Source organism: Paenibacillus sp. sgz302114 (assembly GCF_056120345.1).
Genome location: NZ_JBVYOI010000003.1, coordinates 287,536 through 302,235 on the forward strand (window position 1 = coordinate 287,536; position 14,700 = coordinate 302,235).

General features: G+C 51.3%; 14 protein-coding genes. 5 read left to right on the forward strand and 9 right to left on the reverse strand.

What is annotated here, in order from left to right; genetic code table 11:
• Positions 1–14 precede the first annotated feature (14 nt).
• The 6 genes from AC0LWF_RS10580 to yidD form a co-directional block, all read right to left on the reverse strand.
• The gene (locus tag AC0LWF_RS10580) at positions 15–728 is read right to left on the reverse strand and encodes a cytochrome c biogenesis CcdA family protein (RefSeq protein WP_474651500.1); all 714 of its coding nucleotides are present in this window, start codon (positions 726–728) and stop codon (positions 15–17) included.
• Positions 729–744: 16 nt separating this feature from the next.
• On the reverse strand, positions 745–1,551 hold the full coding sequence (locus tag AC0LWF_RS10585) for a metal ABC transporter permease (RefSeq protein ID WP_474651501.1): 807 nt from the start codon (positions 1,549–1,551) through the stop codon (positions 745–747).
• A gap of 3 nt (positions 1,552–1,554) precedes the next feature.
• On the reverse strand, positions 1,555–2,361 hold the full coding sequence (locus tag AC0LWF_RS10590; protein WP_474651502.1) for a metal ABC transporter ATP-binding protein: 807 nt from the start codon (positions 2,359–2,361) through the stop codon (positions 1,555–1,557).
• A gap of 16 nt (positions 2,362–2,377) precedes the next feature.
• A complete protein-coding gene (locus AC0LWF_RS10595) occupies positions 2,378–3,325 on the reverse strand; it encodes a metal ABC transporter substrate-binding protein (RefSeq protein WP_474651503.1) in 948 nt (315 codons plus the stop codon).
• Between the two features lie 126 nt (positions 3,326–3,451).
• Complete coding sequence (gene metG, locus AC0LWF_RS10600; protein WP_474651504.1) at positions 3,452–5,473, reverse strand: methionine--tRNA ligase; 2,022 nt, start codon at positions 5,471–5,473, stop codon at positions 3,452–3,454.
• Positions 5,474–5,857: 384 nt separating this feature from the next.
• Complete coding sequence (yidD, locus tag AC0LWF_RS10605; RefSeq protein ID WP_474651505.1) at positions 5,858–6,136, reverse strand: membrane protein insertion efficiency factor YidD; 279 nt, start codon at positions 6,134–6,136, stop codon at positions 5,858–5,860.
• A 241-nt stretch (positions 6,137–6,377) separates the two neighbouring features.
• Here yidD and AC0LWF_RS10610 point away from each other — a divergent pair, with 241 nt between their 5' ends.
• From AC0LWF_RS10610 to AC0LWF_RS10620, 3 genes are read left to right on the forward strand one after another with little or no spacing between them, the layout of a single operon-like run.
• A complete protein-coding gene (locus AC0LWF_RS10610) occupies positions 6,378–7,370 on the forward strand; it encodes a Gfo/Idh/MocA family protein (RefSeq protein ID WP_474651506.1) in 993 nt (330 codons plus the stop codon).
• Positions 7,371–7,403: 33 nt separating this feature from the next.
• On the forward strand, positions 7,404–8,333 hold the full coding sequence (locus AC0LWF_RS10615; protein ID WP_474651507.1) for an AraC family transcriptional regulator: 930 nt from the start codon (positions 7,404–7,406) through the stop codon (positions 8,331–8,333).
• Between the two features lie 34 nt (positions 8,334–8,367).
• Positions 8,368–9,450: a Gfo/Idh/MocA family protein gene (locus AC0LWF_RS10620; protein ID WP_474651508.1), complete on the forward strand. Its 1,083-nt coding sequence runs from the start codon at positions 8,368–8,370 to the stop codon at positions 9,448–9,450.
• Positions 9,451–9,523: 73 nt separating this feature from the next.
• Here AC0LWF_RS10620 and AC0LWF_RS10625 read toward each other — a convergent pair whose 3' ends face one another.
• Both AC0LWF_RS10625 and AC0LWF_RS10630 read right to left on the reverse strand, forming a co-directional pair.
• A complete protein-coding gene (locus AC0LWF_RS10625) occupies positions 9,524–11,497 on the reverse strand; it encodes a copper amine oxidase N-terminal domain-containing protein (RefSeq protein WP_474651509.1) in 1,974 nt (657 codons plus the stop codon).
• 122 nt (positions 11,498–11,619) lie between these two features.
• Positions 11,620–11,841, reverse strand: a complete 222-nt coding sequence (locus AC0LWF_RS10630; protein WP_474651510.1) for a hypothetical protein — start codon at positions 11,839–11,841, stop codon at positions 11,620–11,622.
• 138 nt (positions 11,842–11,979) lie between these two features.
• Between AC0LWF_RS10630 and AC0LWF_RS10635 the strand changes: the two genes are divergently transcribed.
• Positions 11,980–12,633, forward strand: a complete 654-nt coding sequence (locus tag AC0LWF_RS10635) for a YktB family protein (RefSeq protein ID WP_474651511.1) — start codon at positions 11,980–11,982, stop codon at positions 12,631–12,633.
• A 53-nt stretch (positions 12,634–12,686) separates the two neighbouring features.
• Here AC0LWF_RS10635 and AC0LWF_RS10640 read toward each other — a convergent pair whose 3' ends face one another.
• The gene (locus AC0LWF_RS10640; protein WP_474651512.1) at positions 12,687–13,652 is read right to left on the reverse strand and encodes an AraC family transcriptional regulator; all 966 of its coding nucleotides are present in this window, start codon (positions 13,650–13,652) and stop codon (positions 12,687–12,689) included.
• Positions 13,653–13,815: 163 nt separating this feature from the next.
• On the opposite strand from AC0LWF_RS10640, the gene AC0LWF_RS10645 reads away from it, so the two are divergent.
• Positions 13,816–14,670, forward strand: coding sequence for a phytanoyl-CoA dioxygenase family protein (locus tag AC0LWF_RS10645; protein ID WP_474651513.1), 855 nt, complete (start codon positions 13,816–13,818; stop codon positions 14,668–14,670).
• The last annotated feature ends 30 nt before the right edge of the window (positions 14,671–14,700 follow it).

Sequence of the window (14,700 nt, forward strand, 5' to 3'; positions counted from 1 at the left end):
AACCATTAAAACCATTAGAACTTAAGCCACTCTGGAGTAATCGAGTTCAGCCATATTGTGATTTGAGTCATTTGGTCGGTGAACAGAAGGATGCCCATAATCAGCATGCCTGCGCCGCCGACTTTCATCATTATGCTGGAATAGCGGACGATCCATCTCGTGGAGCCGATGAAGAAGGCAAGCACGAAGAATGGAATGGCGAAGCCAAGCGCGTACGCCGTCGTCAGCTCAAACCATGTGCCCGGCTCCGATGCTGCCATGAGCAGAATGCTCGCCAGAATCGGGCCGGTACATGGCGACCAGCCTGCCGAGAAGCCGATACCGAAGATGAAGGAAGCAAGATAGCCTGAGCGCTTCAGCCTCAACGGCATTTTTAGCTCTCGAAGTAAAATCTTAGGTTGAATGAGCCCCATGAGTATGAAGCCCATAAAAATGATTAGGACAGCGGACAATTGCCGAATCAGATCTTGATATTTCGAGAAGACCTCTGCGAATGCATTCGTTCCATACCCAAGCGTGTAATAAACGATGGAGAAACCAAGAATAAAGAACAGCGTATGGCTCATCGTCCGTATCCGCACTTCGCGGCCGGGATGCTCGCTCTTCAAATCACTGACAGAGACGCCTGTTATGTAGGACAAATAGGATGGATAGAGCGGCAAGCAGCAAGGGGAAACGAATGAAGCGATTCCCGCGCCGAACGCTGCCCATACCGTTACATCAGACATGATGTCACCTTCGCTTTCAACCTGCGCGATGTCTCCGGCGAACCGAGAGCAGCAGCAGTAATATTACAATTAAGAACATGACGATTGTTCCGCCTGGTGCCAAGTTCCATACACCTGCAGCCAACAGGCCGGCAACAACTGCAAGCTCCGCTATGACGACAACGGTAACGACAGACTGCCTGAAGCTCCTTGCGATAACAAGGCTGCATGCGGCAGGTATTGTAAGCAGCGCGGACACTAGGAGCGCACCTACGATTTTGATAGAGACACTAATAACAAGTGCGGTAAGCACACTAATCATAAAGTTAAAGAAACGTGTTGGCAAGCCGCTCACAGCTGCGGCATCTTCATCGAACGTAAGCAGAAACAGCTCTTTGGCATGCAAGCCTACCGATAGCAAAACGACAACTGTCACGATCCCGATTAACACCAAATCCGTCGTATCCAGCGTGTAGATGCTGCCGAACAAATAACCGCTGACGCTCACGTTAAAGCCCTTCCCCATCGTGAACAGAAGCGAAGCAAGCGCTACGCCGCCTGACATAATGATAGCGATAGAAAGCTCCGCGTACGTCTTGTACGCCTTACGCAGCTTCTCAATTGCAAACGTCGCCGCAAGAGCGAAGATGAGGCCTACCGCGACCGGATATACGCCGATCAGGAAGCCAAGCGCCACGCCTGCAATGGAGACATGCGCAAGCGTATCGCCAATCATCGAAAGTCTTCGCAAGACAAGAAACAGCCCCATGAGCGGAGCCGTAATCCCAATCAGAACGCCGCCGATGAGCGCCCTTTGAAAAAATTCCGTCGTTATAATATCCAACCTCTATACGCCCACTTTCCCTCGTTCCATCGAATGGCGCAGCTCTCGCAAGCTGTGCGATATATTCGTCTCCACGCAATCTTCCAGATCATGCGAGTGCCTCACATAAAACTTGATTTTGCCGGCTTCCTGCTTCGGCTGCTCGCCCAAGTAAGACCGGATCATCTCCATGTCATGCGATACCATCAGAAACGTAATATTATGATGCTGATGCATATGCTTGATGAGATGGAAGAAGCCCTCCTGCGTCTCGCTGTCGATGCCAACGGTCGGCTCATCGAGAATGAGCAGCGCGGGATTGTTGATAAGCGCCCGAGCGAGAAAAGCACGCTGTTGCTGCCCGCCCGACAATTCCCCGATCCGCTTGCCTGCTAGATCCTCGATCTTCATCGCGTGAAGCGCCTCGTCGCACTTGATGCTGTCGGCCTTCGTCACGCGCTTGAACAACTTGTTGCGGCTGAATAGCCCGGAGATGACAACCTCGCGAACGGTGGCTGGAAACAATGGATTAAACGAGTTTTTCTGTGGGACGTATCCGATTAAATTCCAATTGCGGAATTGCCCAATCGGTTCGCCGAAGAGCTTCACCGTGCCGCTGGTCGGCGTAAGCAAGCCTACGATCATACGAAGCAGCGTCGTTTTGCCTGCGCCGTTCGAGCCAATTAACCCGACAAAGTCCCGCTCCTGCGCCGTGAAATTGATGTGATTGATGACCGGCTTCTGCTTATAGGCAAATGATACATTCTCAAGCTCGATGATCGGCCGGTGACAGATCAAGGAAGTGGTATCATGCTGAGGTTTGTGGAGCATCCGTTTTTCCTTCTTTCTATTGTAAGGCTTGGACTAGATTTTGCAAATTCGCCTTCATGAGAGAGAAGTAATCTTCACCCTTCTTCTCCTGCTCCGGCGTTAGCCCTTCAAGCGGGTTCAACACCATCGTGCTCACGTTAGCTTCATTCGCAAGCGTCTTCGCAAGCTCATCGGAAACAAGCTCTTCGAAGAAAATAAATTTGATGCCATTATCCTTCACGAACTTCGTAATGCGGAGCAAATCTTGCGCTTTCGGCTCTGCATCAGGCGACAACCCCATTATAGCCACTTGTTTCAGTCCATAATCGCGTGCGAGATAACCGAACGCCTGATGGGACGTTACGATATCTTTGCGCGGAGTCCTCGAGAGGGCATCCGTATATTCCTGGTCCAAGTCTTTAAGACGCTGCTCTAGCTTGTCATAGTTAGCCGTATAAGCATCTTTATGTGCAGGATCAGCCTTCACGAAGTTCTTCAGTACCGTGTTCGCCATAATAAGCATCGACTTTGGGCTTACCCATGTGTGTGGATCAACATGCTTCGCATCCGTAGCGTCTTTATCTTCTTCTGGATTGCCGGAAATCTTCGTGATGCCTTCGCTTGCCTCAACTGTTATCAGCTTCGAATCGCTGGGCAATCCTTCTAGAAAATCGTCTACCCAGCCTTCAAGCCCCGCTCCGTTATACAAGAACAGCTGAGCTTTCGCGGCAGTATCCAGGTCGCGGCTCTTCGGACTCCAATCATGCGGCTCTACGCCAGCCGGGATCATATTAATGACATTCGCGCTCTCACCGCCAATCTGCTGAGCTAGAAAATAAAGCGGATAGAAGCTAGTGACGACGTTCGTTTTGCCCTCAATGAGCTTGCCATTGCTAGAGGACGCACATCCGGCGAGGATAAGAATGAAAAAAGCCAGCATCGCGGCTGACAAGACGAATTTGCCTATGAAACGTTGAATAAACATGAACCTCAGCACCTCTATCTATCTTATTCATAATCGTAAACATTACAATTAGATTATATAGACTGCAAAATATAGTGTCAATATGAAACCGCCGGAGCAATAAGCCCCGGCGGCATACGTTCATGCTTATTTCACAATTGCGCCATTCGGCATATCTTCAGGCACAGTTGCCAGCGTCAGTTGATCACCATGCGATGCGGCTAGGATCATGCCTTGCGACATTTCGCCGCGCAGCTTCACTGGCTTGAGGTTCACCACGCAAATAACTTTGCGTCCGACAAGCTGCTCCGGAGTGTAGAACTTCGCGATGCCGGATACGACTTGGCGCTGCTCAAAGCCGAGGTCAAGCTGCAGCTTCAGCAGCTTGTCGGCCTTCGGAATCGGCTCCGCCGCCAGCACTTGCGCGACGCGCAGTTCCACCTTCATAAACTCGTCGATGGAAATTTCCTCTTTCGCTTCAGGTGCTGCTGCAGCTGCCGGAGCTTCCACAGCCGCCGGCGCTGCCGCCGCTTGCTCCGCTGCAGGCGCTGCAGCCTCTGCCGCTTCAGCTGCCGCCGCTAAGCCGCCGCCCATTGAGACTGCGATGAACTCCATCTCGATCGCGACGTCAAGACGCGGGAAGATCGGATCGCCCTTCGTTACCTTCGTGCCGCCAGGCAGCTGGCCGAACTGCTTCGTGCTCTCCCAAGCCGTCAGCGCGCCTTCTTCAATGCCAAGCTGCTTCCGGACCTTCAGCGGCGCATTCGTAAGGAATGGCTGCAGCAGAATGGAGATGATGCGAAGCGATTCCGCCAGATGGTGCATAACGGAAGCAAGCTCGCCGCGTTTCTCTTCGCTCTTCGCAAGCGTCCAAGGCTGCGTCTCGTCAATATATTTGTTCGTACGGCTTACAAGCTGCCAGATGCCAGTGAGCGCTACGGAGAATTCCATCTTCTCCATCGCTGCCTCCACTTGCATGGATGTGCTTGTTGCCAGCGTCGACAACGTCTCGTCGAACGCCGTGACATTGCCGTCATACGCCGGAATGTCTCCGCCGAAATATTTGTCGATCATCGCAATGGTACGGTTCAACAGGTTGCCGAGGTCGTTCGCCAGATCGAAGTTGATCCGCTCTACGAAGTTCTCAGGCGTGAACGTACCGTCAGCGCCGAATGGCACCTCGCGAAGCAGGTAATAGCGCAGCGCATCTAGTCCGTAACGGTCGATCAGCGTAACGGGATCAACAACGTTGCCCTTCGACTTGGACATTTTGCCGTCCTTCATGAGCAGCCAGCCATGCGCGAATACTTTCTTCGGCAGCGGCAGACCGAGCGCCATCAACATGATCGGCCAGTAGATCGTATGGAAGCGGACGATTTCTTTGCCGACCAGATGAACGTCAGCCGGCCAGAATTGATCGTATTTGCTCGAATCGCTCGAACCGTACCCAAGCGCTGTAATGTAGTTCGACAATGCATCGATCCAAACATATACCACATGCTTCGGATCGCCCTTTACCTTCACGCCCCAATCGAACGTCGTACGGGAAACAGCAAGATCCTCAAGACCCGGTTTAATGAAATTGTTGATCATCTCGTTCTTGCGGGATTCCGGCTGGATAAACTCCGGGTTTTCCTCGTAGAACTTCAGCAGGCGATCAGCATATTTGCTCATCCGGAAGAAGTAGCTCTCTTCCTTTACCAGCTCAACCGGGCGTCCGCAATCCGGACAGTTGCCGTTTACGAGCTGGCGCTCCAGGAAGAACGACTCGCACGGCGTACAGTACAAGCCCTCGTAGTTTCCTTTATAGATGTCCCCTTGCTGAAGCAGCTGATCGAAGATTTGCTCAACGACTTCTTTATGGCGGGGCTCCGTCGTGCGGATGAAGTCATCGTTCGAAATGTCGAGCTTCTTCCACAGCTCCTTGATACCGACAACGATATCGTCAACGAACTGCTGCGGCGTTTGCCCTTTCTCTTGCGCCTTGCGCTCGATCTTCTGACCGTGCTCATCGGTACCGGTCAAATACCAAACATCATAGCCGCGCAGACGCTTGTAACGCGCCATTGCATCACCGGCAACAGTCGTATACGCATGGCCGATATGGAGTTTATCGCTTGGATAATAGATCGGCGTCGTAATATAAAAGGCTGGTTTCTTCTCACTCATTGGTCATTTCTCCTTCACGTTCATCTGTAAAAAAACAAAAAAAGCCTCATCCTCATATGGGACGAAAGCTTGTCGCTTACGCGGTACCACCCAATTTCCTCTCCCGAGAGCAGCGAACCATTAAATAGGTAAGCATCTCAAGAAAGCTTCATTAGGTCCATCCGAATATACGGATGAACGTTACGACCGTTAACGAGGTCAGCCGCCGCACCCTTGCATCAGCCTCCTAAACAACTGAATGCTCGAGCACGAATTCTCCAGGACCATTTTCCAAAAGCTGCGCCTTGCCGGTTTCCAGCTCCCCCGGCTCTCTGTAAAGGCCATATCCTCTGTACTTATCCGTTCATCGAATAATGATATTGGTAATGATTCTCTTGGGATCAACTATACCGAATCCTCCGCAGCGCTGTCAAGGGCGGCAGAAGCCCGTCGCTGCTGCATTTCTTCGCGTGTAGGCGGGACATAATCAATGCCTCCGGGATGAAAAGGATGACAACGGCAAATCCGTCTGACGGCAAGCCAGCTGCCCCGGAGCGGCCCATGTTTGTCGATCGCTTCAAGCGCGTACGCCGAGCAGGTAGGATAGAACCGGCACGTCGGCGGCTTGAGCGGCGATATAAACCTGCGATAAGCATGTATCGGCGCACTAATAACACGACGCATAACGGACCACCTCCTTCTTTAACTATAGTCGAAAATTCGGCATAACGCCAATCCACAGATCGAACTATGAACACGCGACATGTAATTTGTCGCGATTTTGTAGTTTTTTTGTCACGGAAATGGATTATTAAGCGTTTTCTATTGTGTTACGGTATGGACATGTCGCATAATTAGAGAAGAAAAAACTGTGATCACGCGACATCGATCACAGAAAAACCCCCACTCTAGGAGGAATACATTAATGATTCGCGTAGCAATGCTTAGCTATTGGCATGTTCATGCCTGGGACTACACTCGTAACGTACAAGCCAATCCAAACACAGAAATCGTAGCCGTATGGGACGAGATCCCTTCCCGCGGTCAAGCTGATGCAGAGAAGCTTGGCGTTCCATTCATCGCAGACCTTGACGAGCTGCTCGCTCGCACGGACATCGATGCAGTCGTTGTTGACACACCAACTAATATGCACCGTGATGTTATGGTAAAGGCTGCTCGCGCTGGCAAACACATCTTCACTGAGAAGGTTGTAGCGCCAACAAACGCAGAAGTTAACGAGATTCTTGCCGCTGTTAAAGAAGCAGGCGTGAAGTTCACTGTTTCCCTGCCGCGCCTCAATGATAACTATACACTTGCTGCACAAGAAGTATTGGCTAAAGGCTACCTCGGCCAATTGACGCAAGCTCGCGTTCGCCTGTCGCACAACGGCGCAACTGCTGGCTGGTTGCCAGAGCACTTCTACAACCTGGAGCAATGCGGCGGTGGAGCACTGATCGACCTTGGTTGCCACCCAATGTACCTCACTCGTCTGTTCCTTGGCATGCCACAAAGCCTGAACGCAATTTACGGCTATGTAACTGGCAAGGATGTTGAAGATAACGCAGTAGCAACGCTTCGCTACGAGAACGGTGCATTTGGCGTCGTAGAAGCTGGCTTCGTGAACCCTAACTCGCCGTTCTGCTTCGAAGTACACGGCACAGAAGGCACAATGATCTACGGCTTCGAATCCGATGAAGTTCTTGTTCGCAGCAGCCACTTGAAAGGTAACGAATGGGTTAAGATCGAGAAACCGGACAACCGCGAAATCGCCTTCAACCAATTCGTAGGCCACATCTTGAACAACACGGAAGCGACTGAGAACGTTAGCCTTGCAGCTGACCTCACGAAGCTGATGGAAGCAGCGAACATCTCGAACAAAGAGCGCCGCGAAGTTACAATCGCAGATCTGAAGAACTAATTCATCTTTTGAAGAAGGAGAGGTGGTACATGCATGGCTAAACCGTTTGCTTACTCGTTGATGGCTGAACGCGGCGACGCGATCGACAGGCTCGATATCCAGTTCCGCTGGGGCGGCTATGGCTTTCGCGTATTGCGCTGCCACCTCGCCACCTTCCCTCCTGGCAAGATCGTACGGTTTCATAAGCACTCGGAATACGAGTTTCATTTTATTCCTCGGGGCAAGGGGACGGTTATTATGGAAGATACCGTCTATCCTCTGCACGAGGGTCTCTTCTACTTGACGGGACCGAACGTCCTTCATCAGCAGGAAGCGGACTCGCGGGAAGCGATGGATGAGCTCTGTCTCCATATCGATATCGTACCGATTAAGGAAAGCGAGGATGAAGCAGCCTGGGGCGACCCGTGGGAGCGTCATGAAGCGGAGAGCTGCATGAATGCGCTGAGTGGTTTGCCGCTACGTCCGCATGTCGATCAGTATAATGCGATGTCGTGGTTTCTCACCGCCTATCGCGCTTGGAACGAGGGGCAACCAGGGGCATTCTCGACAATCAAGCAAGCCATTATTCAAATCTTGTTGCGCGCTTCACGCATGTCTTCTGAGCCAAGCCTCACCTTCGAACCTCCGTCCCGCAATATGAACGAGCATCGGTTTCGGATTGCAACGCAATTCATTCACGATAACTACGCACAGCCGCTAACGCTTCAGGAAGTTGCCGAACGAATTCCGATCAGTGCCCGTCAGCTGCAGCGGATATTCCGCGAGCAAGGCGAGGAATCGTTTAGCGCTTATCTGGAGAATTACCGCTTGTCCCAAGTGTGCTCCGCCATTATTGAAGGCCAGCATTCGATTGAGCATATTGCGCTCGAGCATGGTTTTGCCAGCAGCAATTATTTGTACTATGTGTTCAAGAAAAGATTCAACATGACACCTAGGCAGTTCCGCATCCAGCAAACGTCTTAGACTAAGTTGACAATTAAAGAGGAGATGACTCAAATTGGCTAAGCCTATTCGAATCGGTATTATCGGCAGCGGCGGTATCGCCCATGCGCATATTCGTCAGTACAAACAGATCGCAGACGTAGAAATTGTAGCAGTAGCAGACGTTATACCCGGCAAAGCACAACAATTCGTGGAATCGCTTTCATTAACAGATGCACAAGCATTTGACAGCCACCGTGCGATGCTGGAGCTTGATCTCGATGGTGTCAGCATCTGTACGCCGAACGTGTCCCATCATGTAACGACTGTTGATGCTCTTCGTGCGGGCAAGCAAGTCCTTCTGGAGAAGCCAATGTCCGTTACGCTTGATGAAGCAATTGACATGGTGCAAGCGTCCAAGGAAACAGGCAACATGCTCACAATCGGCTTCCAGCCGCGCTATGACCCGAACATGAAGCTTGTTGGGGACATCGTTCAATCCGGCAAGCTCGGCAAAGTGTACTATGTTGAAACTGGCGGCGGCCGCAGACGCGGTATGCCTGGCGGCACATTCATTAGCAAAGCGCTTGCTGGCGCTGGCGCAATGGCTGATATCGGCTGCTACTCGCTCGACATGGCGCTTAATGCACTCGGCTACCCTCGTCCGCTTACCGTGTCCGCGTTCACGAGCAACCATTTCGGCACAAATCCGATTCATCATTCTCAAGCAAGCCAGTTCGAAGTAGAAGACTTCGGCGTAGCGCTCGTTCGTTTCGAGAATGATCTCGTGCTTCAGTTCAAGATTTCTTGGGCGATGCATATGGATACACTCGGTTCGACAATGTTCCTTGGCTCTGAAGGCGGCCTGAAAGTGAATCCTCACGGCAAAGGCAACTGGTCAGGCGTATGGGACGGCAAAGTCGGCGACATCACACTCTTCCATGACTTCATGGGTCAACAGACTTCTACACCGGTTCCAGGTATCGAACATAATAAAGATCTGTTCTTCGAGAAAGTGCGCGACTTCGTCGATGCGGTTCGCGAAGGACGTCCAGCTCCAATCCCAGGCGAGCAAATCTTGATTCAGCAAGCAATCATTGACGGTGTACTCCGTTCGGCAGAACAACGCCGCGAAGTTGAGATCAAGCTACCTTACTAATTGATCGCTGCAATCATATCGAAATCGAAAAGGCCTTCATCAGCAGATGAAGGCCTTTTAACCTTTTTGTTTATTACCAGCGTGCCCCAGGCAGCGGCACGAACATCATGGCGAGCGGAAGATTGCTTCCGGCTGACAACGTGAACACGATCTCAACCGATTCCTCGCTATCGCCAGTTCGATATAACACCGCCGCTTCCTTATTATCTTTCAGTATGCTGGAATTTGTAACCGGAATAACCTGACCGTTAACCATAAAGGCGCCTGTGTAATAGCCGCCGCGCGCATTAAGCGCAATCAGAGTATGCGGCGCAACATGCGGCAGACTCAGCCGATATAGCACGCCGAAGTTACCGATGTTGTATTCCAGATCGCCTGTCGTATCGTCAATTCCATCCAAATACGTATCCATCGTCTTGTCGCCAAGCTTGATGTACTCTGCTGTGTTGCCCAGAATATCTGACATTTCGATCGTACGGTCAGCCTTATTGAACGTACCGCGAACATGCTTGCCGTCACGCGGCATTTGTGTCAAATTCGGCAGCTCTGCAAACACATTCTTATTCGATGCGACAACGACGATTTTGAACTGCAGCTCCTGATCCGCAAAAAGATCCGCGTAAGTCGTAAGAACATTGAGCGGCTTCATTGGAATTTTGGACAGCTCAGGCAGCACTTCCTTCGTCTCGCCCGGCTTAATCGTCATCCAACGTGGAGACGGATTGGCAATGAGAGATTGAAGATAACGAATCGTCGACATCTTCGCTGTATTCTCCACATACGGGTCAGGACCGCCCACCCCGATCGAGCTCGTGCTCAAATTGACCGGCATTCGATTATTGTTCGTTGCGATCAGATACATTTTGACCGGATACCCCATATGATTCACGTTATGGAACAAGAAACGCACTTGCCCTGTCAGCTGCGTTTCATACACAATGCCTTCTTGGAGCAGCGCTTCTGGGCTGTTGCTGCGGACCATCTGAGATTGTTCCGAGTGGAAGGTGTATGGCAATGAAGGCATTTTGAGCACAGCGCCACTGTCAATTGGGAACTTATCGCCAATCGGCGTGAACAGCTTGTAGTACTCGTCCTTCGTATAGAGCACTTCGCTCGTTACCGTTACCGTCTTCGTTACTGAATGTACCAAGCCATGACGGTCTACAACCTCAAGCGTAACCTGTTTATCGCCTGGCTCGAAGAAAACTTTGGCATTCCCCGTCCATGTCCGGCGAACGATCGCATTCTCATCATCGGTGCTCAAATCGGTGTAAAGGACATCCTCACCAATTCGGTACGTCGCCTTCTCTGTCGTAAAATCCGCTACAGGCGGTTGGTTCGCAGGTTTAACGGTAATTGTAACGGAGTACGGATCACTCCAGATGCCATTAATATCTTGAACCTGTCTTGTAATGGTATAAGTTCCTGGATCAGGAAACACATCCATTCGGCCTTCCCAGCGTTCATCGACGAACGGCGCATCCGCCGGATTATACGAACGATCCACATAGGTGACATTCGTTTGACCCGCGTAAATTTCTGCAGGCTGCACTTCGAAATTCGCTTTCGGCTGCTGCGGCAGGATGACCGTATTCCACGACAGTGTAATTGTCTTCCCCTCAACCGCGATTACGCTATCCGTCACAATGCCCCATGAACGAAGCGGCACCATGAGAGAACCGTTCAAAATATATGGAGCCCCTGTCAGCTTCACATTATAACCGTCCACATTCGCAGCTGCACTGTTCAACTTGAATTTCAACGTATGAAGCGGACCCGTTGCAATCGACTCTTTCGTCAGCGAGTTATACGAGATGTTGTAACCATATTGGGCGGCCACGGAAGCGAACGGAATAAACGAAACTCCATTAATCGCCGTAACCGGCTGTGCCGATTTCGTATATGAGCTATTATGCTTCATATTCTTGCTTCCAATTGTCAGCGTAAGCTTATCCGAATAATCTAGCGCTGACGCTGCTCCACCGGAAGCATAAACAAAAGGCATAAGCAAGAATGATAGAACCAACAACCATTTCAAAGATTTCATTATGCGTCTCCTTTTCCTCCACTGTTTCAGCCATGCATGTCACAATTAAACGCAGCTGCAGCTGATAAAGTTGCGAAATTAGTCAAAGAGACACGTATTAGACACATCTGATCGATGATTCTTTAACCGTTAACTCGCATATTCACAAGGAAAAATGACGCCATCACCACAAACGCAATAACGGTGAAAATCCCAATAACCGCGCGGGCTTTGCGCATTCGTGACAGCTTCAGAGCGTCATTCTCAAGACGCGCTAGCGAGACGGAACGATGAATAAATAAAAATACGATTGCGAGAGTAACAAAAACCATATTCGTAAGAAACCATAATTGCTGCCACATCATTATTAGACCTCTCCTAACATCCGCTTCCTTAGTTACTAGAGATGACTGTAACGGAATCAGCGGCGGATTGCAAACATGTGCTATAATGGGGCAAAAGAAGGTTTGTCTTGAACGCCCGAAAGGAATGACATTCGCACGATGACGACACAAGCTGCTACAGAACAGATCCGCACCTTTACCGGTTTCACTGCGGATGACTTTGACGTATTTGCCGTCCCTGGCCTCGAAGCGCGGATGACGGTATTAATTGAACGAATTCGTCCCAAGCTGAATGAGCTCGGCGAGCTTCTGTCGCCTTGGCTGACAGAATTGTGCGGAGAGCCGATGTTCCCGCATGTTGCTAAACACGCACGCAGAACGATTAATCCTCCGAACGATACGTGGATCGCGTACGCGCCGGGCAAGCGCGGCTACAAGATGTTCCCACATTTTCAAATCGGCCTATTCGGCTCGCATCTGTTCATCCAATTCGCCATTATTTATGAATCAGACAATAAAACCGTGTTCGCTGATCATGCGCTCGCGCAGATGGATGACATTATGGAGCATATTCCTGCTAGCTATGTTTGGTCAGGCAATCACATGGTCCCAGGCGGCGATACGCAAGGCGAGCTCGGCCGTGAAGGACTTGCGCAGCTGCTGCAACGGCTCCGCACGGTGAAAGCGTCCGAGGCGCTCTGCGGAATTACGATCGACAGAAACGACCCGCTCCTAAAGGACGGAGAAGCGTTCGTCTCGAAAGTGAAAGAAACGTTCCAAACTGTACTTCCTCTCTACAAAATGTCTTTCTAAGACAACCCGACCACAGCTGCCAACAAGCAAAAGGGCTGCCCGCGTGCCGACGATTATGTCGACAAGGGCAGCCCTTTCTTATGCAGCCGATCGTGATGACGATGATGCTCCCTATCACTCCGAAACTGCTGCGGAGATATCGTCGTCCAGCGGCGGAATTGCCGGCTGAAGCTGCTTAGCGATGTGAAGCCTAGCTTCTCGGCGATTTCGCCAGCCGATGCGCCCGAGTGCAGCAGCAGCTCTTCCGCGGCACGCTGCTTCATGATGCTTAAGTAATGCTTCGGCGCGATGCCATATACTTTCTTGAACACTTCATTGCAATGGCTGCGGCTAATGAAATATTGCTGCGCGATCTCATTAATCGTGGTCGAAGCGTGCACCGCTTCGAGCAGCTTTTGCTGGATGCCATGCGCCAGCTCCACCTCCGCGGCATGCAGCTTCTTGCGGCCGGGCTGCTGCTGCTGCTGCGCGTTCTGAGTGTCACGGTCAGCCAGCACGAAGCCGACCGCGTTGATGACGAGCTGCTGTACTGTCAGCATACAGGTTTGCCTAACGACCGGCGGGAGTTTGTCAATCGTAATTAGTCCGCTCGCCCTTTCTGTCTCGACAGCGTTGTTATTTCGCAGCTGATCGAGCAATCCTGCAAACAGGTGTTGAAGCGGTCCTTCTCGACTGGACAAATGGGCAAAATGCAGCTCCTTCAGCGCATTCGTCAGCTCCGCGTCATCAATGCCGAAATGGACGGAGAAATAGGCAAATGGCTGCGAGGACTCGTTAATGGTGCTATGCTTCACCCCAGGCCCGATGAACAGCCAATCTCCCGGATGGAGCACGACAGATTCTCCATGGATCCATTCGCCCATTTGACCGTATGCGCAGTGCAGCAGTTCATAGCCGCTATGCTCATGGAGCTGATAGGACCAGCCTGCCTCTACTTCCCGAAAGTGGCAGTTATACAATGCGGTCAGGCTGCGCATCGAATGAAAGTGAAACGGATTAATCAGCTCCATTACGCTCATAGGCTCACTCCTTCGTTTTGATCAACTATTCAGCCAATATTGTAGTCTTTCACTTTCATAGTAACGACAAATGGTCAAATCGCAAAGTGTTTTCGCTATAGTCACCTCTCTCGACCTTGCACTACAATCGATGTATCAAGCAAGGTGAAGGGGAGAAGCTCTCATGCAAGTGCGTTTGACCGATGAGCAATTGGCGTTCTACAAGCAGCACCATTATGTTGTCCTGCGACAAGTTGTACCGCAGCAGGCGCTTGATCGCGCTACGCAGATCATTAGCAAATGGGTCGATGAGCTTGTCGAGGCGTGGTACGACCAGAAACTCATTACTGACAAGCGTAATGACCTCGACTTTCAACATCGCCTCGTAGAGCTATGGCATGCTGCCGGCAAGCCAAAATATGGCCGGAGTCCACGCCGCGATCTCATCGGCGAGCCGATGTATCAATTTCTGAAGGAGCCTGCGCTCGTCGATATCGCCAGTCAGCTGCTGGCAACGGAGGATATCTCCGTACACGGCATATTCAATGCGAGACCCAAGCTGCCCGACCAGAAATGGACAGACACACCTTGGCATCAAGATGCCCAGTATTACCGCGATGCCGAGCATACGCACGTCGTGTCGATGTGGATGCCGCTGCAGCGTGTCACTGAGCACAACAGCTGTCTGCAAGTGGCGCCTGGCTTCTTCGACAATACGCTGCTGGACGGCGAGATCGATGCCGAGACCGATTTTCTCGGCTTGAAGCGTGAAGATGCCAATGCGCTAACCGGCATATCGATCGAGATGGATCCAGGTGACGTGCTCTGCTTTACGCAGCTGCTCCCCCACCGTGCGCTGCCGAACCGTTCAAATGCTGTTCGCTGGTCGATGGACATCCGCTACGAAGCGACGGCTGTCGCAACAGAGAGCGGCATGAGACAAGGGTTCATCGCGCGAAGCCCGCGTAATCCGCAGCTGGAAACAAGCTGCGACGAATGGCTGGGCAAATGGGTCTCCATTCCGGCTGGCAGCTACTAAAAGCCACTAAAAGCAAAGAAGCCTTACGGT